This is a genomic window from Luteimonas rhizosphaerae (assembly GCF_002849595.1).
Classification (GTDB): Bacteria; Pseudomonadota; Gammaproteobacteria; order Xanthomonadales; family Xanthomonadaceae; genus Luteimonas; species Luteimonas cellulosilyticus.
Genome location: NZ_NRQR01000012.1, coordinates 177,168 through 201,236, shown reverse-complemented (window position 1 = coordinate 201,236; position 24,069 = coordinate 177,168). Strand labels below are relative to the sequence as shown.

The window sequence follows — 24,069 nt, the reverse complement described above, 5'->3', positions numbered from 1 at the left end:
GACCGGACACCGTGCACGTTCACCACTGCATGCCCGCACCCACGGTGACGCCGACATCGTTGAGCGTGTTGGTGGTGCCGCTGAACTTGTAGACCCAGCGGCCGCTCTCGGAAATCGTCGTGATGCCGACGGCCAGTCCCGCCTCGCGCTCGTAACCGCTGACCGCCGCGGCGACCATGCTCCGGCCCGGCTGATAGGCCTGGGGTAACCCGGCCACCGCCATCGCCGATGCGACGCCGGCGCGATAGCCGCGGTCGATTTCCCAGACATCGGACTGCATCTGCCCCAGGCGCATGTCGGTGTAGTCGTTGGCGGACTGCACTGCGCGCTCGATCCCGGCGTTCATCTGGGCGACGTTGACGGCATCGGTGCCATTCACACCGGCGCGCACGTTGCGCAATGACACTGCTCCGCCGCCCTGGTTGAGAGTGATCTGCGTGGTGTCCGGGCTGCCATCGGGATTCGTGTCGTAACGCACCGTTCCTTGTTCCGTAGCGCGAAGCTGGGACACGTTCACCGCATCGGTGTCTTCCGTCCCCGCCGCGACGTTGACGATCTGCCGCTCACTCCCGGCGCTGCCCACGGACACGGTCTGCGCCCGATCCGCCACCGAATCCTGCCCCAGGGCCACAGCGCCTTCTGCAGTCACGGAGGCTCCCTGCCCCAGCGCCGTGCCCCCCGCTTCCGCAACGACTGCGCTTTCGCCGACAACCACGGCCTCGTTGGCGTTCTCGGTGACCACGGTATTGGTGCCCAATGCCGTGCTGAAATCCGCATAGACCCGGGCGTTGCCGCCGATCGCGATGTCGTGATCGCCTGCGGCGTAACTGTCGCCGCCGACCGCGATGCCGTACTCGCCGTTCTTGGTCGCGTCCGAGCCGATCGCCACACCGCGGCTTCCGCGCATGGCGGTGGCATCATCACTGCCGTCTCGGTCGCCATCGACGGCGACCAGCGGATCTTCGACGCCACCGCCGACCGCCAGATTGTCGATCCGCGTGTTCGCTTGCGACAACCCGGTATCCAGTGCGGACAGCGCGCTACCGATGGTGGTGTAGAGCGCACCCTGGATGCCGTACTCCGGCGATACCAGGCCGCCCACCGCATCCACGGACGCCCCGCCTCCCAGAATCGACGCCACGCTGGACAGGCTGGCGTGCATCTGGCCGCCGTTGATGGCCTGCATGCTGCCGGCAGCCACCTGGCCCGCCGCCAGATTGTCGAGCGTTGTTCCGCCGGCTCCGCCCAGGGTGATGGTGGAGCGATCTGCCGCGTCGTAGCGCACGCCCAGGGTGTCCAGTTCGCCGACCTGGCCCTCCACGGCGCGAAGCTGCGCGATGTTGGCTGCGTCGTCGTCCTCGATGCCGTCTGCGACGCCGCTGAGTCGACGCGCGTCGCCCGCCACGTTGGCCAGGCTCACCTCATCCCCACCGCTTTCCCCCGCGACCGTGACGACCAGCGTGCCCGGATCCTGCTGCACGAGCCCTGCCGTGCCGTCCAGCAGGTTGGTGATGTCCGTCGTGTTGTTGGTGATGTTGGTGGTGTTCGCAGTCGTGCGGCCGTCGAGATTGGTCACCGCGGTCCCGACATCGGTGGCGACGACCGCGCCGCCGTCCAGCTCGTAACTCGGACCGTTGACCGCGCCCGTTCCCGGATCGAGTCCTGCGCCGCCGCCAAGCGCGTCGATGAGAGGCGAGATCTGGCCGACATTGACGGCTTCGTCCGCCGCGATCCCTGCCGCCACGTTGCCGAGCGTCGTGCCTGCCGCGCCTGCGAGATCGATCCGCGCGTAGTCGGGGTTGCCGGCGCCGTCGTCGGCATAGCGCACCGCGAACACACTGTCGCCGTTGACATCGACGATCGCATCACGCAGCTGGACCACGTTGACCGCGTCGGTGTCGTCGATCCCGGTCGCCACGCCGGTGAGTCGGCGCGCAGCTCCTGCGTCGTTGGCGAAACCGACTTGGGTGCCGCCGGTCTGCGCGCCGACGGTGAGCACCTCGGTCGCCGGGTCCTGCCGCACCAGGCCGGCGGTGCCGGCGAGCAGATTGTTGATGCTGGTGGTGTTGCCGGACGTGCGGCCATCCAGGTTCGCGACCGCGTCGCCGACGGTGTCGACATCGACCGGCGTGCCGCTGCCGTCGTCGAGCGTGTAGGTCGGCCCGGTGACCGCGCCGGTCACCGGATCGATCGCCGCGCCGCCGCCGAGGCTCTCGACCACCGGCGCCAGCTGCCCGACGTTGACCGCCTCGTCCGCCGCGACGCCTGCTGCGACGTTCGCCAGCACCGTGCCGCCCGCACCCGCGAGCGTCAGCCGAGTTTGCGTCGCATCGTCGTACTGCACGGCGAGCGCATCGAGGTCGTCGATCTGCGCTTCGACGGCGGTCAGTTGGCGCAGGTTGACCGCATCGGTGTCCGCGGTGCCGTCGCCGACGTTGATCACCTGGCGCAGGCCTGCCGCGGTGCCGACGGAGACCGCGTTGTCGCGGTCGGCCAGCGATCCGAGGCCCAGCGCGACGCTGTTCGCACCGCTCGCCGAGGCGAACTGGCCAAGCGCGGTCGAATCGGTACCGGCCGCCTGCGCGCCCTGGCCCAAGGCCGTCGCGCGCGTGCCGGCGGCGTTGGCGTTCATCCCGACCGCCGTTCCGATGCTGCCCGCGACCGCGCCACGACCGACGGCGAGACTGTTGCTGCCCGTGGCCTGCGCATTGGAGCCCAACGCGGTCGACTGCGGTCCACTGGCGATCGCACCGCCGCCGACGGCGGTGCTGTTCTGCGCGGTCGCACGCGCGTTGTTGCCGATCGCAACCTCGTTGATGCGGGTCGGATCGGCCGCATCGCCGGTCACGGCGTTCAGACCGATGGCGACACCGCCATCGCCATTGGCGATCGCGTTCTGCCCGAGCGCCACGCTGTCCGCGCCGATCGCCTGCGCCGCGGCGCCGGTCGAGTTCACCCGCAGATAGCTCGACGCGCCGCTGTCGTCCAGGCCCACGATGAGGGCGGTATTGCTGACGACGCGCGCATCCAGATTGCCCAGCGCCGCGCCGACATTGTCGTACTGGAGCGTCGCGCCGGTGTTGGCGCCGGAGTCGAGGGTGTAGGTCGGGCCGGTGACGGCGCCGCTCGTCGGATCGATCGCCGCGCCGCCACCCAGACCGGCGACGACGGGCGCCAACTGGCCGACGTTCACCGCCTCGTCGGCCGCGACGCCCGCGGCCACATTGCCGATCGTCGTGCCGCCCGTGCCTTGCAGGCTGATGCGGGTGAAATCCGGGTCACCGCCGGCATCGGTGTCGTAGCGCACGGCGAGCTCGGCGAGTTCATCCACGCCCTCGCCAACCGCGTCGAACGCCGTGTCCACAGCAGCGAACGCCGCGCCGACATTGTCGAAGCTGGCGCCGCGGATGTCGTAGGCCGGCGCAGTCACCGTGCCGTCGACCGCCACCGTCGCGCCCCCGCCGAGATGCGTGGCGACGCTGCCTCCGACCGCGGCCAGCTGCCCCAGGTTGACGGCATCCGTCGCCTCGGTCGCGTCGGCGACACCGGCCAGACGGCGGCCGTCGCCGACGGCATCGGAGATGTCGACCTCGGTGCCCAGCGTCTGCCCGCCGACCCGGATGACCAGTGACGCCGCGTCCTGCTGCACCAGGCCGGCCGTGCCCGCCAGCAATGCATTGACGTTGGTCGTGTTGTCGCTGGTGCGCACATCGAGATTGGCCAGCGCGCCGCCGACATTGTCGAAATCCTCCGGCGCGCCGAAGCCGTCGTCGAGCGTGTAGGTCGGGCCGGTGACAGCGCCGGTCGTCGGATCGATCGCCGCACCGCCGCCCAGACCAGAAACGACGGGTGCCAGCTGGCCGACGTTCACCGCCTCGTCGGCCGCCACGCCCGCGGCCACATTGCCGACCGCGGTGCCGCCCGCGCCTTGCAGGCTGATGCGGGTGAAATCCGGGTCGCCGCCGGCATCGGTGTCGTAGCGCACGGCGAGCTCGGCGAGTTCATCGACGCCTTCGCCGACCGCGTCGAACGCCGTGTCCACGGCAGCGAACGCCGCGCCGACATTGTCGAAGCTGGCGCCGCGGATGTCGTAGGCCGGCGCGGTCACCGCGCCATCGGCCGCCACCGTCGCGCCCCCGCCCAGGTGCGTGGCGACGCTGCCCGCGACGCCCGCGAGCTGGCCGCCATTGATCGCCTGCGTGCTGCCGGCCGTGACCGTGCCAGCCGCCACGCCATCCAGGACCCGGCTGTCGCCGTCGACGTTGCCGAAGTCGACGACATCACCGCCGGTGGCCGCGGCCACGGTCACCGGCGCGGTGGCGTCCGCCTGCTGCACCAGACCGGCGGTGCCGGCGAGCAGCGTCGTGATGTTGGTCGTGTTGTCGCTGGTGCGGCCGTCGAGATTGGTCAGCGCGCCGCCGACAGTGTCGAAGGCCACCGCCGCGCCGGTGCCGTCGTCGAGCGTGTACGTCGGCCCGGTCACCGCCCCCGTGGTCGGATCGATCGCCGCCCCGCCACCCAGACCGGCGACGACGGGCGCCAGCTGCCCGACATTCACCGCTTCGTCCGCTGCCACGCCTGCCGCGAGGTTGCCGATAGTCGTCGGCGTCCCGGGCGCACCGAGGGTGATGCGACCGAGATCCGGGGCGCCGCCGGCATCGGTGTCGTATTCGACGGCGAACAACGCGGTCTCCGCGGCGTCCGCCAGCGCGCCATCGATCGCTGCGAACGCGGTGCCGGCCGAGTCGTAGCTGGTTCCCGCGATCGAATAGGAGGGCGCACTGACGGCGCCGTCGGCGTTGGCGACCGCGCCGCCGCCCAGATGGCTGGCGATCGCCGCATTGGCGGAGAACAGCTGCGCGCCGTTGACCGCCTGGTTGCTGCCCGACGCGACCAGGCCGCCCGCCACGCCGTCGAGGGTGCGCGCGCCACCGCCGCTGTTCGTGAAGTCGACCGTGGTACCGCCGGTCGCCCCCGCCACCGTGATCGCCAGCGTGTCCGCATCCTGCTGCACCAGGCCTGCGGTGCCGTTGGTGAGATTGGTGATGTCGGTGGTGTTGGTCGTCGTGCGCGCGTCGACATTCGCGAACGCAGTGCCGACGTCGCTGGCGGTCACCGCGCCGTCCTGCAGCACGTAGGTCGGCGCGGTGACCGTGCCGTCCGCCGCGACCGCCGCGCCTCCGCCCAGCCCGCCCGCGACCGACTCGGCGACGCCGAAAAGCTGGGCGCCGTTGACGGCCTGGGTGCTGCCGGCGGTGATCGCACCGGGCGCCAGGTTCGCGATGATCGTGCCGCCCGGGTCCAGCGTGATCGTGTCGCGATCGGCCGTGTCGTAGGCGACCGCCAGCGCATTGCCCTCGTTGACCTCGGCGACCAGGCCCTGCATCTGTTCCACGTTGACCGCGTCCGTCGCCTGCGTGCCGGCCGCCACGTTGGTCAGCTGGCGCGTGCTGGCGCCCGAGCCGATCGACACCGAGCCGACCGACGAGCGCGTGGCGGCGAGCCCCGGCGCGGTGTAGCCGGTCAGGGCGCCGCGCCCGGTCGTCGCGTTGGCGCCGAGCGCCACGCTGTTGACGTGGGTCGACGAGGCATTCGCGCCCAGGATCACCTGCCGGTCGGCGGTGCCGTTCGCGCCATGGCCGACGACCACGGCATTGCCGAGTCGCGCCGCGTAGTTGCCGTCCGGCGCACCCGTGCCGGTCCAGGCCGTCGACGGAAGGCGATGGGTCGCATTCGTGCCCATGACCACGGTGTTGGAGCCGTTGGCCGCCGCGCCGTCGCCGACGATGATCTGGAAGTCCTGCGCGGGCAGCGTCGACCAGGTGTAGGTGCTCACGCCCGGGACGCAGACGCCGACGATGCCGGCGATGGTGCAGGTCGGCGTGTTGTTCTGCGCACCGTACTGGGCATTCGTCACGGTGAGATAGCTCTCCGACGAGGCGCGCCCGAGAATCGTCGTGTGATCCGAAGGCCGGTTTCCGTTGAGATCGGCAACGTTGGGAAGGGTGAGCAGGTCGACGCCCAGCAGGTTCACGCCGGTGAACGCGTAGCGGAAATTCGCGCGCGAGATCGTGAGGCACTCCGTCGGAAGCAGCTGTCCGTTGCCCAGCAAACCGCACTGCTGGTAGTTCCCGCCGACCAGGAACTGCTGCAGGTAGTTGACCAGTCCCGGCAACGTGCCGCCGGTCAGGCCGCCGGGATTGATGACGCCCGTCGGAGCGACCATCCCGCCCCCCGCAGTCGAGCGCGGCTGGAACTCCGCCGACATCAGGCTGCTGCTGAAGAGCAGCGAGGACGTGCGGTCCTGCGCGTTGTCGTCGAGCTCCTGCAAATGGCGCTCGACCGCTTCGGCCACCGCATCGCCATCGGCCGCGTCCGCACCTGCCGCCGTCTGTCCGAAGACCGGCGCGGCGCACAGCAGGCCGACTGCCAGTGCCGTCAGCACGGGGACACGGCGCCGGTCGCCGCAAACGGCCGCGACGCCCCCCTGCTTCGCCAGTTCCGATGCCACGACCACGATTCCCAGCGTCCGATTCCAGACCTTGCGGAAGACTCGGTTCATTGCGCGTTACTCCCTGCCATTAAGTGAGGAGGCGGGGACGCGCAACGGGACGCGTCCCGGGATGCGCAAATGGAACCATTGCCCCACCGAAGATCCGGCTGCATCGGTGATCCCGACGCGTGGCTTCAGATAATCAGGGGGGAGGTAACGCCGGGAATCAGACGATTCTCAAACGGGGTATCGCATTCGGTTTTGTCGTCAGCGCGTCAAACCATGATCCCGCGCATATGCATAAAGCTGGCAGTCGTTCTCCACGCCCAGTTTCCGCATCGCGTCGCTCTTCTGGCGGCTGATGGTCTTGACGCTGCGCGACAGGCGCATCGCGATGGCGCTGACGGTCATGCCGTTGACGAACAGACGGACGACCTCGGTTTCGCGCGGCGACATCTGCGGCAGATGGGCCAGGCAATCCGCGTCGTCCAACGCGACACGCGTGACGCGGCAGTAGTGGATCTTGTCGACGGCGACGCGCCGCAGCGCTTGGATCAGGTCCTGCGGCATCGCGGCCTTGGCGACGATCCCGCGCGCCCCGGTTTCGGCGATCGCGCGCAGAAGCGCGGGATTATCGACGTCCGTCAGCACGATGGTGCGGACATCCGGCCACTGCCGCGCGAGCGTCGACAGCAACGACAGGCCGTCGCAGGCGCGTGCGGCGCGCGAGGGCATGCAGAAATCGGTGATGAGCAGATCGCCCGGCCGCGAAACGGCGAGCAGCGCCAGCAAGGCCGCGCCGGTCTCCGCTTCGCCCGCCAGTACGAATGCACCGGCGGTCTTCGCCAGTTCGACGCGGACACCCACACGTACCAGTGGATGATCGTCCGCCAGAAACACACGCACAGTCCCTGTTGCCATGCCGCTCTCCTACTAGGCGTGAGCCTCGTCCAACACGAGGAGGACACGTTTATGACCGTCCTGATCACCAGCGTGATGCGACGCGCGGGCCTCGATCACCGCGCCACGATAATGCAGCGGGATAGTCGCGGCAAACCCGGGCAGGCAATCAGACGATAGACCCGCCAATACAGATAGGTGAATTGGCGGAGTTTCATTTCCGCTCGGCCGACTAAATCAGGCCAGTATTCCGATGCAGCACGTGGTGTTGACCGCCTCAGGCCGCCGCGTAGCGTGCGGCGCCGCCGATCCAGCGCGAGACGATGCGATCGGCGAGCGCCGGTGCATCGCGCAACAGGGCATCGCCGACCTCGTGCACGGTCGGCAGCAGATCGGCATCGCGGGCCAGATCCGCTAGACGGAATTCCGCGAGCCCGGTCTGGCGCGTGCCGAGCAGCTCGCCGGGGCCGCGCAGTTCGAGATCCTTCTCGGCGATGACGAAGCCGTCGCTGGTCGCGCGCATGGTGTCGAGGCGCTCGCGGGCGGTCCGCGACAGCGGCGCCTGGTAGAGCAGCACGCAGCTCGAAGCCGCGCTGCCGCGTCCGACGCGTCCGCGCAACTGGTGCAGCTGCGCGAGCCCGAGGCGCTCGGCGTTCTCCACGATCATCAGCGACGCGTTGGGCACGTCGACGCCCACTTCGATGACGGTCGTCGCGACCAGCAGGTCGAGCGAGCCGGCCTTGAACGCGAGCATGGCGGCCTGTTTTTCCGCGGGCTTCAGGCGACCGTGGACGAACCCCACGCGCAGTTCGGGCAGCGACGCGGACAGCAGCTCCCACGTCGTCTGCGCCGCCTGCGCGACGACCTCGTCGGATTCGTCGATCAGGGTGCAGACCCAGTAGGCCTGCCGGCCTTCGGCGCAGGCGACGCGGATGCGGTCGATCAGCGCCTGCCGGCGTTCGGCGCTGAGCACGACGGTCTGCACCGGCGTGCGCCCCGGCGGCAGTTCGTCGATGGCCGAGACGTCGAGATCGGCGTACGCGGACATCGCCAGCGTGCGCGGAATCGGCGTCGCGGTCATCACCAGCTGGTGCGGCACGCTGTCGGCGCTCGCGCCCTTGTCGCGCAACGCCAGCCGCTGGTGCACGCCGAAGCGGTGCTGCTCGTCGATGATCGCGAGCGCGAGATCGTGGAAGGCGACGCTCTGCTGCATCAGCGCGTGGGTGCCGACGACCATCGGAAACGCTCCCGAGGCGATGCCGGCCGCGGTCGCGGCGCGGGCCTTGCCAGTGACCTTGCCGGCGAGCCAGCCGACCGGGACGCCGAGCGGTTCCAGCCAGCCGCGCAGATTGTGGAAGTGCTGTTCGGCCAGGAGTTCGGTCGGCGTCATCAGGGGCGCCTGGCGGCCTCTGTCGATCGCCGCCATCGCCGCCAGCGGGGCGACCACGGTCTTGCCGCTGCCGACATCGCCCTGCACCAGGCGCAACATCGGCCGGTCGCGCGCGAGGTCACGCAGGATGTCCTCGTGGACGCGCTGCTGCGCGCCGGTCAGCGCGAAGGGCAGCGCCGCCTGCAGCCGGCGCGCCAGGTCGCCCGGGCGCAACACCGGCGCCGCGTGCGCCTGCAGCGCGGCACGCTGCCGGCGCAGGCTGAGGTGGTGGGCCAGCATTTCCTCGAGCGCGAGGCGGCGTTGCGCCGGATGGGTACCGACCAGCAACGCCGACAGGTCGACATCCTGCGGCGGACGATGCACCGTCAGCAGCGCCGTGCGCAGCGACGGCAGCCCGTGCGCCTGCAGCACCGCCGCAGGCAGCAGCTCCAGCGCGTCGTCGGCGGGCAGGCGGTCGAGCGCGAGACCGATCAGACGACGCAGCGTGACGGGCCCGACGCCTTCGAGCGCGGGATACACCGGGTCGAGCGCATCGCCGAGCACGGCCTCGTCCTGCGCATCGACGACGCTGTAGCTCGGATGCACGATCTCCAGCCCCTGCTGGCCGGGACGCGGCGTGCCGAAACAGCGCAGGCGCGTGCCGACCGCGAACTGCGCGACCTGGGCGGCACGGAAATGGAAGAACCGCAGCACGAGCGTGGCGCCGGACCCGTCGTCGATTGCGACCCGCAGCATCGGCCGCCGGCGGAAACCGCGATCCAGCGCGACCACGTCACCTTCGACCTGGGCCGGCACGCCGCCACGCAGATCGCGCAGCGCGGTGATGTGGGTCCGGTCCTCGTACTGCCGCGGCAGGTGCAGCCACAGGTCGCCGACCGTCACCAGCCCGCGCGCGGCGAACTTCTCCGCGACCTTGGGGCCGATACCCGGCAACGCGGACAGTGGCGCATCGCCGGCGGCGGCCAGCACGGGCGCGGAGCGGCTCACGTGCCGGCGCCCGACAGGCTCAGTCGAGCACCATCACCGCGTCGACCTCGAACGCGGCGCCCTTCGGCAACGCCGGCACTTCGATCGTCGACCGCGCGGGATACGGCGCCTCGAAGAATTCCGCCATCACCGCATTGACGGCGGCGAACTGCCCGAGATCGGTCACGTACAGACCGACGCGCACGATGTCCTGCAGCCCGCCACCGGCGGCTTCGGCCACGGCCTTGAGGTTCTCGAACGCACGCCGCGCCTGCACCGTCATGTCGCCGTCGACGAGCGCGCCGCTGACCGGGTCAAGCGGAATCTGGCCGGAGAAATACACTGTGTTGCCGGCGCGCGTGGCCTGGGAATACGGACCGATCGCGGCCGGCGCGTCGGGCGTGCTGATGGGCGTGCGGGGCATGGGCGGACCGTCGGAAAAGGGACTCCGGATTCTAGCGTCCCGCGCCCCGCATCACATCCGCTGGACGCCGTGCACCACCGGCAGGCGCCGCGTCTTGCGGATCACGTCGGCCAGGTGCTGGCGATGCTTGACCTCGATCGAGAAGCGGATCGCGGCGATCGTACTGTCGCGCTCGAGGTACTCCACGCCATCGATGTTCGAGCCCGCGCGCGCGATCGCCGCCGCCACCTGCGCCAGCACGCCGGGATGGTTCTCGACCTCGATGCGCAGCGCGACGTTGTAGTCGCCGACGACCTCGCGGTCCCAGCTGATCGCGACCCAGCGTTCGGGCGACTTGCGGAACTCGGCAACGTTGGGGCAGTCGAGCCGGTGCACGACGATGCCGCGGCCGGTCGTGTGGTAACCCATGATGTCGTCGCCGGGAATCGGCATGCAGCAGTTCGCGAACGACACTACGCCGCGTTCGTCGCCGCGGATGCGGATCGTCTCGCCCGGGCGCAGCGGCGTGCGCTCATCGGTCTCGTCGTCGCCCGGATCGCGTTGCGCCAATGCATGCGCGACCTGCGCCGGCATCCAGTTGCCGAGCGCGATGTCGGCCATCAATTCCTCGAGGCGCGGGTAGCGCGCCTCGGCCAGGTACGCGTCCAGCCGCTCCTGCGGCAGGCGGTCGAGCGAGGTGCCGAGCAGTTCCAGCGCGCGGTCGAGCATGCGATGGCCGAGCTGCACCGCGTCCTCGTGCTGCAGGTTCTTGAGCTGCGCGCGGATCGCGGTCCGCGCCTTGCCAGTGACGACGAACTCCAGCCACTGCGGCCGCGGCATCGAGGATTTGGCGGTGACGATCGACACGCGCTGGCCGCTGACCAGCTGGGTGCGCAGCGGCACCAGCTTGCCGTCGACGCGCGCGGGCATACGCGAAATCGAGCGTCGTCGAATTGCGCGGCAGCGACATGATGTCGCCCTTCGGCGTGAACAGGTAGACCTCGTCGGGGAACAGGTCGACCTTGACGTTCTCGAGGAATTCCAGCGACGAACCCGTCGCACGCTGCGACTCCAGCAGCCCCGCGATCCACGAATGCGCCCGCGACTGCGCGCTGTTGGGGCCGTCGCCGCCGTGCTTGTAGGCCCAGTGCGCGGCGATGCCGCGCTCGGCGATCAGGTCCATTTCCTCGGTGCGGATCTGCACTTCGATCGGCGCGCCGTAGGGCCCGAACAGCACCGTGTGCAGCGACTGGTAGCCGTTGGCCTTGGGGATCGCGATGAAGTCGCGGAAACGCCCGTCCAGCGGCTTGAACACCGAATGCGCGACGCCGAGCGCGTGGTAGCAGTCCGCGGCCGAGCCGACGATGATGCGGTAGCCGAAGACGTCCATCACCTGGGTGAAGGTTTTCCCTTCGTTCTGCATCTTGTTGTAGATGCTCCAGGGCGATTTCACCCGGCCTACCAGGCGGTACTGCAGCCCCGCGCTGGTCAGCCGCTGCGCCAGCTGCGCCTCGATGCTCGCCAGCGCTTCGCGCCGCACCAGCGGCTGGTTGCGCGTGCGCTTCTCCAGCACCATGTGGCGGATCGGATACAGCGCATGGAAGCCGAGATCCTGCAGCTCGGCCTTGATCTTGTTCATGCCCAGGCGCTGGGCGATCGGCGCATAGACCTCGAGCGTCTCGCGCGCGATGCGCTCGCGCGCCGGCCCCGGCTGCGCCCCTAGAGTGCGCATGTTGTGCAGGCGGTCGGCGAGCTTGATCAGGATCACGCGCAGGTCGCGCGCCATCGCCAGCATCATCTTGCGGAAGCTCTCGGCCGCCGCTTCCTGGCGGCTGCTGAACTTGATCTTGTCGAGCTTGGTGACGCCTTCGACGAGCTCCGCCACGGTCTCGCCGAACTCCGCCGCCAGCTGCTCGCGCGTCAGCGGCGTGTCCTCGATGGTGTCGTGCAGGATCGCCGCGACCAGGGTCTCGACGTCGACCTTCTGTTCGGCCAGCACCGCGGCCACCGCCACCGGATGGGTGATGTAGGGCTCGCCGGATTTACGCGTCTGGTCCGCATGCGCGGCGGCGCCGACCTGCCACGCCCGTCGCAGGCGCGCCTGCTGCTCGACGGGCAGATAGGCAGCGGCCACTTCGAGCTCGCGCAGGTAGTCGGGAATCGTGTCCTCGACGGGCGCGGGGGGCGGCAGGATGGTCTCTCCGGGTGTCATCCGCGCAGACTACGGGGACGCCCCGCATTTGGGAACCGGCGTGCGCCGCGCGCATTCCGCGGTTCGCGCGGCGCGTCGATCGGCGACGCCGGAAACGCAACGACCCCGCCGGAGCGGGGTCGTGCGGTGTAACCGGATCGGGTGGGCGGCGCGTCGTCGACGCGCTGCCGACGACTCAGATGTCGTCGCCCTTGGCCATGTCTTCGTCGGCGACGACTTCGGCCGCGGCCCACTCCAGCGCCTCGCGTTCCTTGCGCTCGCGCTCGGACTTGTCGACGGCGTCGATGAAGGGCTGGTCGATGCGGCGCGCGGCGATCTCACGCAGCGCCAACACGGTCGGCTTGTCGTCGTTCTCGCTGTTGTCGAGCTGCGACTCGACGCCATTCGCCAGCTGGCGCGCGCGCTTGGCGGCCATCATGACCAGCTCGAAGCGGTTGTCGACGACTTCCAGGCAATCTTCTACGGTGATGCGGGCCATGCGGGCTCCCGGCGACCTGTGGGCCGCGCGAATTCAGGAAAAGGGGTCGCGCATGGTACGGCCGGGCCGCGGGCAGCGCAAGGGCCCGCCTGCCGAATCAAGCACTTAGCGCTTGCCGGCGCCGGCATGGTTCAGTCGTCGACCAGGAGGCCGGCGATCAGGTCGGCGTGGCGCGTCGCCTGGCGGTCGCGGCGCAGGCGGCTGGCGCGGAAGATCGCGCACATCTCGCCGACGGCGGTCTCGAAATCCTCGTTGACGACGACGTAGTCGAACTCGACGTAGTGCGACATCTCCTCGCGCGCCGCGGCCAGGCGCTGGGCCATGACCGCCTCGCTGTCCTGCCCGCGCTTGCGCATGCGCTGGTCGAGCGCCTCGCGCGACGGCGGCAGGATGAAGACGCTGACCGCCTCGGGCACCTTGTTGCGGACCTGGCGTGCGCCCTGCCAGTCGATCTCCAGCAGCACGTCCTTGCCGGCCGCGAGCTGCGGCTCGACCGACTGCCGCGCGGTCCCCTTCCAGTCGCCGTGCACGACGGCGTACTCGAAGAACTCGCCGGCGGCGATCATGCGCTGGAACTCGGCCTTGTCGACGAAGTGGTAGTGCTCGGCATGCCGCTCGCCCGGTCGCGGCGGACGCGAGGTGAACGAGATCGACAGGGCGATGCCCGGATCGCGCGCCAGGCACGCATTGACGATGCTCGACTTCCCCGCCCCGGACGGCGCGGCGACGATGAACAGCGTGCCGCGCATCGGCGCGGCGGGGGTCCCGGCTGGCTTGGAATCAGTCACGCCCGGCTCCGGACGACACACGAGGCCGCGCATCGTACCCGCTTTGGGCGGGCGCCGCGGCGGGCCGGCCTGCTCCCGGCCTACTCAATGTTCTGCACCTGTTCGCGGACCTGGTCGATCAGCACCTTCAGGTCCACGGCCGCCTGCGACGTGCGCCGGTCGACCGACTTCGAACCCAGCGTATTGGCTTCGCGGTTGAACTCCTGCAGCAGGAAATCCAGGCGCCGGCCCACGGGCTCGCGCTGGCGCAGGATGCGGCGGATCTCGTCGATGTGGCTGGCGAGCCGATCGAGTTCCTCGTCGACATCGAGCTTCTGCAGCCACAGCACCAGTTCCTGCTCCATGCGGCCGGGCTCGACCGGATGCGGCAGCTCGTCCAGGCGCGCCTGCAGCTTGGCGCGCTGGCCGTCGCGGATCTGCGGGATCAGCGCCTGCACCTCGCCGGCGATGCGTTCGATGCCGTCGACCCGTTCGAGGATCGCCGCGACCAGCTTGCCGCCCTCGCGCTCGCGCGCGGCGACGAAATCGGCCAGCACGTCGTCGAGCAGCGCCAGCACTTCGGCCTGCAGCGCCGCCTGGTCGACCGCCTTCGACTGCAGCACGCCGGGGAACTGCAGCAGCTCGGTGAAGCCGGTGCGCAGCTCGGGAAAGCTCGAGCCGAGTTCGCCGGCCAGCGCCGACAGCCGGCCGAGCAGCGCTTCGTTGAGCTGCAGCTCGCCACCGCCTTCGGCCGAGCGCACGCGCAGGCCGAGATCGATCTTGCCGCGCGAGGCCTGCGCCGCGACCCGCTCGCGCAGCTGCGGTTCCAGCGCGCGCAGTTCTTCGGGCAGGCGCGTGCCGAGTTCGAGGAAACGGTGGTTCACGGCCCGGAGTTCGCACGCCAGCGTGCCCCACTCGGTACTGCGCTCGCCAGTGGCGAAGGCGGTCATGCTGCGGATCATGCAGGTCCATCCGGGAACAGGCCGCGCAGTATGCCACCGGCGCCGCGCGCGCCGGGACCGGCAGGGGCCGCGCTGCTAGACTTGCCCGCCCCCTGCAAGACACCGTCGCCATGACCAGTCCCACCCGTCCCAGCGGCCGCGCGCCCGACCAGCTGCGCGAGGTGCGCTTCGAGCGCGGTTACACGCGCCATGCCGAGGGCTCGGTGCTCGTCAGCTTCGGCGACACCCGCGTGCTGTGCACCGCCAGCGTCGAGAACCGCGTGCCCGGTTTCCTGCGCGGCAAGGGCGAGGGCTGGGTGACGGCCGAGTACGGCATGCTGCCGCGCGCCACCAACACCCGCAACGATCGCGAGGCGTCGCGCGGCAAGCAGGGCGGGCGCACGCTGGAAATCCAGCGCCTGATCGGCCGCAGCCTGCGCGCCTGCGTGGACCGCAAGGCCCTGGGCGAACGCACGATCACGCTCGATTGCGACGTGCTGCAGGCCGACGGCGGCACCCGCACCGCGGCGATCACGGGTGCCTACGTCGCCCTGGTCGATGCGATCGGCGTGCTGCGCGCGAAGCGCGAGATCAGCCGCGACCCGGTGCACGGCGCGATCGCGGCCGTGTCGGTCGGCGTCTACCGCGGCGTGCCGGTGCTCGACCTGGACTACGCCGAGGACAGCGACTGCGACACCGACATGAATGTCGTCATGAACGATGGCGGCGGCTTCATCGAGGTCCAGGGCACGGCCGAGGGCCATGCCTTCCGTCGCGCCGAGATGGACGCGATGCTGGCCCTGGCCGAAGCCGGGGTCACGGAACTGGTCGCGTTGCAGCGCGCCGCACTGGCGGGATGATGATGCGGCGCATCGCGCTGACCACGTTGCTGGTGGCCGACTACGACGCGGCCATCGCCTGGTACACCGGTGCGCTCGGGTTCCGGGTGCTGGAAGACCGCGTGCTCGGCGCCGGCAAGCGCTGGGTCGTCGTCGGGCCGGGCAATGCGCAGGACGCGGCGCTGCTGCTGGCCGAACCCGCGAACGACGCGCAGCGCGCGCGCATCGGCGACCAGACCGGTGGCCGCGTCGACCATTTCCTCTACACCGACGATTTCCGCCGCGACCACGCCGCAATGCAGGCCGCGGGCGTCGAGTTCCTCGAAGCGCCACGCCACGAGCCCTACGGCACCGTCGCGGTGTTCCGCGATCTCTACGGCACGCGCTGGGATCTGCTGGAGCCGGCGCGATGAAGCTGGTGCTGGCCAGCGGCAACGCCGGCAAGCTCGCCGAACTGCAGGCGATGCTCGCCGGGCTGCCGTTCGAGATCGTGCCGCAACGTGCGCTCGGCGTCGGCGACGTGCCGGAGACGGCGACCACGTTCGTCGAGAACGCGTTGATCAAGGCGCGTCATGCGACGGCCGCGACCGGCCTGCCCGCGCTGGCCGACGATTCGGGCCTGATCGTCGATGCACTCGGCGGCGCGCCCGGCCTCTACAGCGCGCGTTACGCCGGCACGCCGACCGACGATGCCGCCAACAACGCCAAGCTGCTCGACGCCCTGCGCGACGTGCCCGAAGCGGCCCGCACCGCGCGCTTCTACGCGATGATCGTGCTGCTGCGCCGCGCCGACGATCCGCAGCCGCTGATCGCCGAGGGCGTCTGGGAAGGCCGCATCCTCGACGCGCCGCGCGGCAGCCACGGCTTCGGCTACAACCCGGTGTTCCTCGATCCGGCGCTCGGCCTTACCGCCGCGGAACTCGAACCCGCGCAGAAGAACCGGATCAGCCATCGCGCGAAGGCGCTGGCGACACTGACCCGGCAGCTCGCCGCCGGCCTCTGACGGCCGCGACGCCATGCCGCCTCTGCCGCCCCCACCCGCCGAGCCCCGCCCGCTGGCCGCCTCGGCCGAGCGCCTGATCCCACCGCCGCTGGCGCTGTACGTGCACCTGCCGTGGTGCGTGCGCAAATGCCCCTACTGCGATTTCAATTCGCACGAGTTCCGCGGCGCCGGTGCGCTGCCGTTCGACGCCTACATCGACGCGCTCGTCGCCGACCTGGAGCACGACCTGCCGCTGGTCTGGGGGCGCACGATCCACAGCGTGTTCTTCGGTGGCGGCACGCCGAGCCTGTTTCCCGCCGACGCGATCGCGCGCTTCCTGCAGGCGGCGTCGGCGCGGCTGCGCTTCGCGCCCGGGTGCGAGGTCACGCTGGAGACCAATCCCGGCACGGCCGAGCACGGCCGCTTCGAGGACTACCTGCGCGCCGGCGTGAACCGGATCAGCTTCGGCATCCAGACCTTCGACGACGCCTGCCTGCAGCGGCTCGGCCGTATCCACGACAGCGCGCAGGCAGTGGCCGCGGTGCAGCTGGCGCGCGACGCGGGTTTCGACAACTTCAACCTCGACCTGATGTACGCGCTGCCGGGCCAGACACTGGCGATGGCGGCTGACGACGTCGCGCGCGCGATCGCGCTGGCGCCGACCCACATCTCGCACTACCAGCTGACGCTGGAACCCAACACCGTGTTCGCCGCACGGCCGCCGGACGCGCTGCCCGACGACGATCTCGCCTGGGACATGCAGGAGCACTGCCAGGCGCAGCTCGCCGCGGCGGGGTACGCGCAATACGAGGTCTCGGCGTATGCGCAGCCGGGCCGGCAGTGCGCGCACAACCTCAACTACTGGCGCTTCGGCGACTACCTCGGCATCGGCGCCGGCGCCCACGGCAAGATCACCCTCGGCAGCGAGGAGACGATCCTGCGCCGCTGGAAGCACAAGCACCCGACCGCGTGGCTGGCGACCGCCGGCCGGGCGGAGGCGATCGGCGACGACGACCGCATCGCGCCCGCGCGCCGGCCCTTCGAATACATGCTCAATACGCTGCGCCTGGTCGAAGGCTTCCGCCTCGCCGACTTCGAAGCGCGCACCGGCCTGCCGCGCGCGGCGATCGCCGCGCCGCTCGCCGCGGCCGTGGCGCAGGGCTGGCTCGACGTCGACGCCGATCGCGTCCGGCCGACCGCCCTCGGCCAGCGCTTCACCAACGACGTGGTCGCGCTGTTCCTGGAGGACTAGGTCCGCGCGCAGGACCGCCTGCGCCGGGCCCGCGGCAGGACCGCGCGACGTCTGCCTGGCCGCATGCCGCATCGCTTGCCGTTGCCGCGTCGCGACGGCGATCCGACTGGCCGGCGCGCGCGGCGCGTGCTACATAAATGCGACCGAATGCCATGTGTTGCCGCCGGTATGTCCGTCCACCCGTCCGCCCGTGACACCCTGCCGCCCCGGTCGCTCGCGACCGCGGGCCTGCCGCCGCGCGTGCGTCGCAGTCTGGAGCGCGCCCTGGCGGTCGTCGCGGGCGAACTCGACCCGCTGCTGGCGACGATGATCGGCGAGTTCGAACAGGAGCTCTTCCGCCTCGCCGACCATGCGCGCAATCCCGGCCTCGAGTCCGGTTACATGCAGGCGCTGCGCGCGTTCCGGCTCAACCGCGCCGACCTGCTGCCGCATTTCCTGCTGTCGATCGAGTCGTCACTGGCGCGGGTGCGGATGCCCGCACCGACCTCGCCGTCGCCGGCCGCGTTGGACGCGACCGGGTTCGGCGGCTTCGGCGCGCTGAGCCTGGTCGAGGACGCGGTGATGGACGAAGGCACCGTGCTGCGCGAGATCGCCGCGCGCCAGGAAGGGCGCGCCAGCCTGTCGCTGCACCTGCTGGGCCAGCGCTTCGGCGTGCTGGCCGCCGCGCCCGGATTCGATGCCGAGCGCATCCCGCTCGGCCCGCAGTGCCTGTGCCGCGCCATCCAGTCGACGGCGCTCGCGCTGGAAATCGAATACGACGCACGCCTGCTGCTGTACCGGATCTTCGATCGCGTGGTGATGGCCAGCTACGCGCGGATCCTCGAACGGCTGGACGCGGCGCTGGCCGAGAGCGGCATCCTGCCGGCGCTGACCTACGTGCCGATGCGCACCCGCAACGCGCCGGCCGTCGAGACGACGCCGACGCCCCGCGACGGCGAGCGTACGACCGCGGCGCCGCGTGCGCCGGGGGCCACGCCGGCGGCGCGGACCGCGACGGCCGCCAGTGCCGCGCAGCGTCCCTTCACCGCGTGGAGCGGTGAGCTCGGCGCGCAGGCGGTCGAAGACGCCGAAGACCACGAGACCGCGTACCGCCGGCTCGAACAGCTGATGTCGGGACGCCGCGAACTGCTGCAGAAGTTCCGCCCGCGGGCCGACGACGGCCGCGTGCGCCAGGCGCTGCCGACGCGCGAGGTCACCGATGCGCTGCACAAGCTGCAGTCGCAGGCCGGCAGCCGCTCGACCCAGGGCCTGATGGAGATCAAGCAGTCGCTGCTCGCCCAGGCCCGCCAGCGCAGCGGCGAAGCCGCGACGCTGACGCCGCGGGACGAGGACGCCTTCGAACTGCTGGCGATGCTCTACGGCCATCTGGAAGAAGAGGTCCGCAGCGAGGCGCCGTCGGCGTCGCTGGTCCGCGACCTGCAGATTCCGATGCTGCGCGTCGCGCTGCAGGACCATTCGTTCTTCACCCGCCAGCAGCATCCGGCGCGGCAACTGCTCAATACCGTCGCCGAAAGCGCCGCGCGCTGGCTCGACGAGCCGACGGTCGATCCGCGCCTGCTGGTGGCGTTGCGCCACGCCGTCGCCTACGTGCTCCAGCATTACCAGGACGACGTCCAGGTCTTCGCCGACGGCAACGCCCAGCTGCAGGCGCAGCTCCAGGCCCAGGCCCGCACCGCGGAACTGCAGGAGCGCCGGCACATCGAAGCGGCGCGCGGCAAGGAAAAACTCGAGGCCGCGAAGCTGCGCGCCGCCGAGGTGCTGCAGAACCTGGTCGGCGACCTGCGCATTCCGCGCTTCTCGCGTTCGCTGCTCGACCAGGCGTGGGCCGACGTGCTGACGCTGACGCTGCTGCGCCACGGCGAGGATTCCGACGCGTGGCGTCGGCAGCTGGCGGCGACCCGCCGGATCGTCGAGACCGCGCTGCGCGGCGATGCGCCGCACGATCCCGATCTGCAGGCGCAGGTCGAAGCCTCGCTGGCGCAGGTCGGCTATCACGGCGAGGAAGCCGGCGTCATCGCCCAGCGGCTGACCCGCCACGGCGGCGACGAGGACGATGCGACATCGCGCACCGAACTGGCGATGAAGCTCAAGGCGCGCGCACGGCTCGGCGAGGACGCGGAGAAGGCGCGGCGCCCGCAGCTGCCCCCGCGCACGCCCGAAGAGCAGGCGCATTACGACAACCTGCGCACCCTGCCCTTCGGCACCTGGTTCGAATTCGTGACCAATCAACAGGGCGACGTGACCCGCCGGCGCATGTCGTGGTTCAGCCCGCTCAGCGACAACGTGCTGTTCGTCAACCAGCGCGGCCAACGGATCGGCGAACACTCGCTCGACGCGGTGGCCCGGCAGCTGGCGACCGGCAATGCACGCATCGTCACCGCCGACCGGGGCCATCTCGTCGACCGCGCCTGGCAGGCCGCGATCGGCGCGCTGCGCAGCTTCGCCGGCCGGGGCGATGCGGCCCCGATGGAGCAGCCCGCATGATGCAGGAGTTCCGCCGCGCCCGACGCCGCAAGGCCTCGGACGTCATCCTCGTCACCGACACGATGACCGAGCGCGTCGTCGGTCGCATCGGCAACCTGTCCGAGACCGGCATGCTGATGATCGCGTCGGAACCGCTGGTCGACGACGCGCTGTACCAGTTCAGTTTCTCGCTGCCGGGCGCGGACGCGGCGACGCCGGTCGAACTCGGCGCGCACCTGTTGTGGGTCGACGAGGCCACGCTCGCGGGCAGCGTCTGGGCGGGTTTCCGCTTCATCGCGACGACGCCGGCACTGACCCATCGCCTGCACCACTGGGTCGACGCGCCGGGCAGCCATTACGAATAACCCGCCGGCAGTCGCGCCGCGCTTGCGGCAGAATGTCGCGATTCCCGTCTCCGCAGGATCGCGATGTCACCGTCTCCCGCCAGTCTCTACGCCGCGCATGTCGCGACGCTGCTCGAACGCACCGAAACCGCGCTGTCGCGCGCCGGCCTCGACCATCTGGTCGTGCCCAGCGGCACGCTGCACTACCACGCGTTCGACGATCGCGACTATCCATACGCGGTGAATCCCCAGTTCAAGGCCTGGCTGCCGCTGACCCGCACGCCGGGCAGCTGGCTGGTGGTGAGCCCGGGCCGCAAGCCGAAGCTGGTCTACCTGCAGCCGCGCGACTACTGGCACGTGGTGCCCGAGGCGCCGCAGGGCTACTGGGTCGACCAGTTCGAGATCGTCGTGATCCGCAAGCCTGAAGAAGCGCAGCAGCATCTGCCCAAGAATGCCGCGCGCTGCGCGATCCTCGGCGAACCGCAGAGCGCCATCGGTCATTACGGCGCCTACAAGCCCGACAATCCGCAGGCGGTCATCGACTATCTCGACTACCACCGCGCCTTCAAGACGCCCTACGAGATCGCGATGCTGCGCCTGGCCTCGCAACGCGGCGTGCGCGCGCACCGCGCCGCCGAGCGTGCGTTCCGCGCCGGGGCCAGCGAATTCGGCATCCACCTCGCGTACTGCCAGGCCGCTGGACAGGACGCCAGCGAACTGCCCTACGGCAACATCGTCGCGCTCAACGAACACGCCGCGGTGCTGCACTACACCGAACTCGGCCGGCTGCCGCCCGAGCCGGTGCGCAGCTTCCTGATCGACGCCGGCGCCAGCCACCACGGCTATGCGTCCGACATCACCCGCACCTATGCGAGCGACACCGACAGCGAATTCCAGGCGCTGATCGACGCGGTCGACGGCGCGCAGCAGGCGATGGTCGCGCAGGTCCGCGCCGGCACCGACTACCGCCAGCTGCATCTCGACGCGCATCTCGCGCTCGCGGGCGTGCTGCGCGACTTCGGCCTGATCAAGGTGTCGCCCGAAGCCGCGGTGGCCACCGGCGTCAGCGCGGCCTTCTTCCCGCATGGTCTCGGCCACGGCATCGGCCTGCAGGTGCACGATGTCGGCGGCTTCGCCGCATCCGACAGCGGCGGCACGATCGCCAAGCCCGACGGCCATCCGTTCCTGCGCCTGACCCGCGTGCTGGAGCCGGGCATGGTCGTGACGATCGAACCGGGCGTCTACGTCATCGACATGCTGCTCGAGGATCTCCAGGCCGCCGGCCACGGCGACAGCCTCGATCTCGCGCGCATCGCCGCGTTCCGCCCCTACGGCGGCGTGCGCATTGAAGACGACGTGGTCTGCACCGGCGACGCGCCCGAGAACCTGACCCGCGACGCGTTCGCGGCGCTCGACGCGGAGTAAGCGCCACGCGCACGCCGCAAGGGCGGCGTGCGCGGACCGCATCGCGCGGCCGGCACTGGTCCGGCTGCCGGTGACGCGGTGACGGAGGCGCGGCGCCCGCATCCGGCGATCCCGAGCGATCCGGGCGTCCGGCAACCAGCGCGACGCCGGTCGCGCTGGACGCATCGTTCGCGACAGGCGAGCGGCGACCCGATCGACGCACTGTCGATCGCATCCGGGGCAGACGACACGGCGTGGCTCGACCGGCGCGCTTCGACGGATCTGCCCACGACGCGGTGACCGCCACGTGGGATCACCTCGCGCGGCAGCGCCTTACCTGCGCGCGTCCGCCATGAAGGCCTCGATCTCGTCCGCGGTGCGCGCCAGTCCCGTGGTCAGTACGTCGTGGCCGGTCTTCGTCACCAGCACGTCGTCCTCGGTGCGGATGCCGATGCCGCGCCACTTCGCATCGACACTGGCGTCGTCGGCGGACACGTAGAGCCCGGGCTCGATCGTGAACACCATGCCCGGCTCGAGCAGCCGCGACTCGCCGTCGATGCGGTAGTCGCCGACGTCGTGCACGTCGAGGCCGATCCAGTGGCCGGTCTTGTGCCGGTAGAAGCGCTTGTAGCTGCCGTCGGCGATGCGCGTCTCGAGCCGGCCCTTCAACAGGCCCAGCCGCAACAGCCCTTCGGTCAGCGCTTCGACGGCCGCGTCGTGCCCGGCCTCGTAGGCGACGCCGGGCCGTGCCTGCGCCAGCGCCGCCTGCTGCGCGGATTCGACGACCTCGTGCAGCGCGCGCTGCGCGGGCGTGAAGCGGCCGTTGACCGGAAACGTGCGGGTGATGTCGGCGGCATAGCCGCGGTATTCGGCGCCAGCGTCGATCAGCACCAGGTCGCCATCGCGCGCCTGGGCGCTGTTGGCCCGGTAATGCAGCACGCAGGCGTTCGCCCCGGCACCGACGATGCTCTCGTAGGCCGCGCAGGCATCGTGGCGGCGGAACACGTGTTCCAGCGCGGCCTGCAGCTCGTATTCGCGCACGCCGGGACGCGCGGCGCGCATCGCCGCCGCGTGCGCCTCGACGCTGATCGCCGCCGCGCGGCGCATCAGCTTGAGCTCGCCGGCGTCCTTGATCAGGCGCTGTTCGTCGAGCAGATGGCCGAGTTCGAGGAACTCGTGCGGCGGCGACGCGCCCAGCCGGACCTGCGCACGCACGCGGTTGAGCCAGCCGATCAGCTGCAGGTCGAATTCGGTGTCGCGACCGAAGTGGTAGTAAACCCGGGTCCGGCCCTCGAGCAGGCCCGGCAGGATCTCGTCGAGATCGTCGATCGGATACGCGTCGTCCATGCCGAAGGTCTCGACCGCGCCCTCGGGCCCGGCGCGGGGCCCGTCCCAGCCTTCGCGCTCGGGATCGCGCTCGCGGCAGAACAGCAGCGTTTCGCCATGCTTGCGGCCCGGCACCAGCACCAGCACCGCGTCGGGCTCGGCGAACCCGGTCAGGTACCAGAGATCGGAATCCTGGCGGTACGGGTAGTGCGTGTCGCGGCTGCGCACCCGCTCGGGCGCTGCGGGCAGCACGAGGATCGCGTCGTTGCCGGCCATGCGCATCAGCTGGCGGCGGCGCTTCTGGTAACTGGTGGCGGTGATGCCGGTCGCGCTGGCCATGTCAGTTCAGCCGGGCGCGGTGGCGGGCTCCCAGGGCGACGTCGCCGTGCAGCAGCAAGGCGGCGACGCGCACGAACTCCTCGATCTCGGTCAACGCGTCCTCCTCGCCGGCCTCGATCTCGTCGTCGGCGGCTTCGGGCATCGCCGCGGCCAGCTTGGCGATGTCGTTGAGCGCTTCCTCGCCTTCGTCCGACAGCCGCGGCGCGGCGCCGGCGGCCAGGCCGAACGCACCGAGAAAGCCGCGGCACCAGTCGAACAGCGCGCCGCTGCGCACCTGCAGCGACTCGGACTCGTCCGGCAGCAGCAGCGCGAAGCCGAAACTGCGATCCTCGAGCTGGGTGGCGCTGACCGCGCGCAGCCGGTCGAGCGCGCTGTCCGGCGCCGGCGCCGGCAGCGCGTCATCGGCCAGCACCGGGGCCAGCCAGCCGGCGACATCGTCCCCGCCGCCGGCCAACCAGCCGCACAGCCCGCCGTGGAGCTCGCTGGCGCCCACGCCCAGCTGCAGGTGGCGGCACTGGGCCTCGACTTCGGAGTGGTTCGGCAGGGTGTCGGACACGGCGGCTCACGGAT

16 protein-coding genes and 1 pseudogene are annotated in these 24,069 nt (G+C 70.8%); 7 read left to right on the top strand and 10 right to left on the bottom strand.

All coding sequences use genetic code 11. The features are described 5' to 3' along the window. Positions 1-19: 19 nt before the first annotated feature. The 8 genes and pseudogenes from CJ022_RS05920 to CJ022_RS05885 form a co-directional block, all read right to left on the bottom strand. The gene (locus CJ022_RS05920) at positions 20-6,562 is read right to left on the bottom strand and encodes a YadA-like family protein (RefSeq protein WP_101925737.1); all 6,543 of its coding nucleotides are present in this window, start codon (positions 6,560-6,562) and stop codon (positions 20-22) included. A 198-nt stretch (positions 6,563-6,760) separates the two neighbouring features. Then, a complete protein-coding gene (locus CJ022_RS05915; RefSeq protein ID WP_101925736.1) occupies positions 6,761-7,414 on the bottom strand; it encodes a response regulator transcription factor in 654 nt (217 codons plus the stop codon). 256 nt (positions 7,415-7,670) lie between these two features. Next, entirely contained in the window at positions 7,671-9,770 is a 2,100-nt protein-coding gene (gene recG, locus CJ022_RS05910; RefSeq protein WP_101925735.1) for an ATP-dependent DNA helicase RecG, read from the bottom strand. Positions 9,771-9,789: 19 nt separating this feature from the next. Beyond that, positions 9,790-10,173: a Rid family detoxifying hydrolase gene (locus tag CJ022_RS05905; protein WP_101925734.1), complete on the bottom strand. Its 384-nt coding sequence runs from the start codon at positions 10,171-10,173 to the stop codon at positions 9,790-9,792. A 51-nt stretch (positions 10,174-10,224) separates the two neighbouring features. After that, positions 10,225-12,364: pseudogene (locus CJ022_RS05900) on the bottom strand (RelA/SpoT family protein). A gap of 175 nt (positions 12,365-12,539) precedes the next feature. Then, the gene (gene rpoZ / locus CJ022_RS05895; protein WP_101925733.1) at positions 12,540-12,842 is read right to left on the bottom strand and encodes a DNA-directed RNA polymerase subunit omega; all 303 of its coding nucleotides are present in this window, start codon (positions 12,840-12,842) and stop codon (positions 12,540-12,542) included. A 131-nt stretch (positions 12,843-12,973) separates the two neighbouring features. Next, positions 12,974-13,591, bottom strand: coding sequence for a guanylate kinase (gmk, locus tag CJ022_RS05890; protein WP_101925732.1), 618 nt, complete (start codon positions 13,589-13,591; stop codon positions 12,974-12,976). A gap of 119 nt (positions 13,592-13,710) precedes the next feature. Then, complete coding sequence (locus tag CJ022_RS05885) at positions 13,711-14,571, bottom strand: YicC/YloC family endoribonuclease (RefSeq protein ID WP_101925731.1); 861 nt, start codon at positions 14,569-14,571, stop codon at positions 13,711-13,713. 110 nt (positions 14,572-14,681) lie between these two features. Here CJ022_RS05885 and rph point away from each other — a divergent pair, with 110 nt between their 5' ends. The 7 genes from rph (at position 14,682) to pepQ (ending at position 21,855) form a co-directional block, all read left to right on the top strand. Further along, complete coding sequence (gene rph, locus CJ022_RS05880; RefSeq protein ID WP_101925730.1) at positions 14,682-15,410, top strand: ribonuclease PH; 729 nt, start codon at positions 14,682-14,684, stop codon at positions 15,408-15,410. Then, positions 15,410-15,802 (top strand): VOC family protein, encoded by a 393-nt coding sequence (locus tag CJ022_RS05875; RefSeq protein WP_101925758.1) that lies wholly within the window; start codon positions 15,410-15,412, stop codon positions 15,800-15,802. The genes rph and CJ022_RS05875 overlap by 1 nt, the downstream gene beginning before the upstream one ends. Beyond that, positions 15,799-16,392, top strand: a complete 594-nt coding sequence (gene rdgB, locus CJ022_RS05870) for an RdgB/HAM1 family non-canonical purine NTP pyrophosphatase (protein WP_199171434.1) — start codon at positions 15,799-15,801, stop codon at positions 16,390-16,392. The genes CJ022_RS05875 and rdgB overlap by 4 nt, the downstream gene beginning before the upstream one ends. 13 nt (positions 16,393-16,405) lie before the next feature. Continuing rightward, positions 16,406-17,623, top strand: coding sequence for a radical SAM family heme chaperone HemW (hemW, locus tag CJ022_RS05865; protein WP_101925729.1), 1,218 nt, complete (start codon positions 16,406-16,408; stop codon positions 17,621-17,623). 168 nt (positions 17,624-17,791) lie between these two features. After that, positions 17,792-20,107 carry a DUF1631 family protein gene (locus CJ022_RS05860; RefSeq protein WP_158238365.1) on the top strand — a complete coding sequence of 772 codons (2,316 nt, stop codon included), beginning with the start codon at positions 17,792-17,794 and terminating at the stop codon, positions 20,105-20,107. After that, complete coding sequence (locus tag CJ022_RS05855) at positions 20,104-20,451, top strand: PilZ domain-containing protein (RefSeq protein WP_101925727.1); 348 nt, start codon at positions 20,104-20,106, stop codon at positions 20,449-20,451. Before CJ022_RS05860 ends, CJ022_RS05855 begins: the two co-directional genes overlap by 4 nt. 63 nt (positions 20,452-20,514) lie before the next feature. Further along, positions 20,515-21,855: a Xaa-Pro dipeptidase gene (pepQ, locus tag CJ022_RS05850; protein ID WP_101925726.1), complete on the top strand. Its 1,341-nt coding sequence runs from the start codon at positions 20,515-20,517 to the stop codon at positions 21,853-21,855. A 312-nt stretch (positions 21,856-22,167) separates the two neighbouring features. Here the strand turns inward: pepQ and CJ022_RS05845 are convergent, their stop codons facing one another. Together CJ022_RS05845 and CJ022_RS05840 are read right to left on the bottom strand one after the other, a co-directional pair. Then, entirely contained in the window at positions 22,168-23,499 is a 1,332-nt protein-coding gene (locus CJ022_RS05845) for an aminopeptidase P N-terminal domain-containing protein (protein ID WP_101925725.1), read from the bottom strand. A 1-nt stretch (position 23,500) separates the two neighbouring features. Then, positions 23,501-24,055, bottom strand: a complete 555-nt coding sequence (locus CJ022_RS05840) for a UPF0149 family protein (RefSeq protein WP_425490829.1) — start codon at positions 24,053-24,055, stop codon at positions 23,501-23,503. Between the last annotated feature and the right edge of the window lie 14 nt (positions 24,056-24,069).

Bases quoted from the DNA above. Each gene is read 5' to 3' on its own strand.
- CJ022_RS05875 (WP_101925758.1), top strand. From the start codon at position 15,410: ATGATGCGGCGCATCGCGCTGACCACGTTGCTGGTGGCCGACTACGAC.
- CJ022_RS05860 (WP_158238365.1), top strand. From the start codon at position 17,792: ATGTCCGTCCACCCGTCCGCCCGTGACACCCTGCCGCCCCGGTCGCTC.
- CJ022_RS05885 (WP_101925731.1), bottom strand. From the start codon at position 14,571: ATGATCCGCAGCATGACCGCCTTCGCCACTGGCGAGCGCAGTACCGAG.
- rpoZ (WP_101925733.1), bottom strand. From the start codon at position 12,842: ATGGCCCGCATCACCGTAGAAGATTGCCTGGAAGTCGTCGACAACCGC.
- CJ022_RS05845 (WP_101925725.1), bottom strand. From the start codon at position 23,499: ATGGCCAGCGCGACCGGCATCACCGCCACCAGTTACCAGAAGCGCCGC.
- CJ022_RS05920 (WP_101925737.1), bottom strand. From the start codon at position 6,562: ATGAACCGAGTCTTCCGCAAGGTCTGGAATCGGACGCTGGGAATCGTG.
- rph (WP_101925730.1), top strand. From the start codon at position 14,682: ATGACCAGTCCCACCCGTCCCAGCGGCCGCGCGCCCGACCAGCTGCGC.
- rdgB (WP_199171434.1), top strand. From the start codon at position 15,799: ATGAAGCTGGTGCTGGCCAGCGGCAACGCCGGCAAGCTCGCCGAACTG.
- hemW (WP_101925729.1), top strand. From the start codon at position 16,406: ATGCCGCCTCTGCCGCCCCCACCCGCCGAGCCCCGCCCGCTGGCCGCC.
- pepQ (WP_101925726.1), top strand. From the start codon at position 20,515: ATGTCACCGTCTCCCGCCAGTCTCTACGCCGCGCATGTCGCGACGCTG.
- gmk (WP_101925732.1), bottom strand. From the start codon at position 13,591: ATGCGCGGCACGCTGTTCATCGTCGCCGCGCCGTCCGGGGCGGGGAAG.
- CJ022_RS05905 (WP_101925734.1), bottom strand. From the start codon at position 10,173: ATGCCCCGCACGCCCATCAGCACGCCCGACGCGCCGGCCGCGATCGGT.
- CJ022_RS05915 (WP_101925736.1), bottom strand. From the start codon at position 7,414: ATGGCAACAGGGACTGTGCGTGTGTTTCTGGCGGACGATCATCCACTG.
- CJ022_RS05855 (WP_101925727.1), top strand. From the start codon at position 20,104: ATGATGCAGGAGTTCCGCCGCGCCCGACGCCGCAAGGCCTCGGACGTC.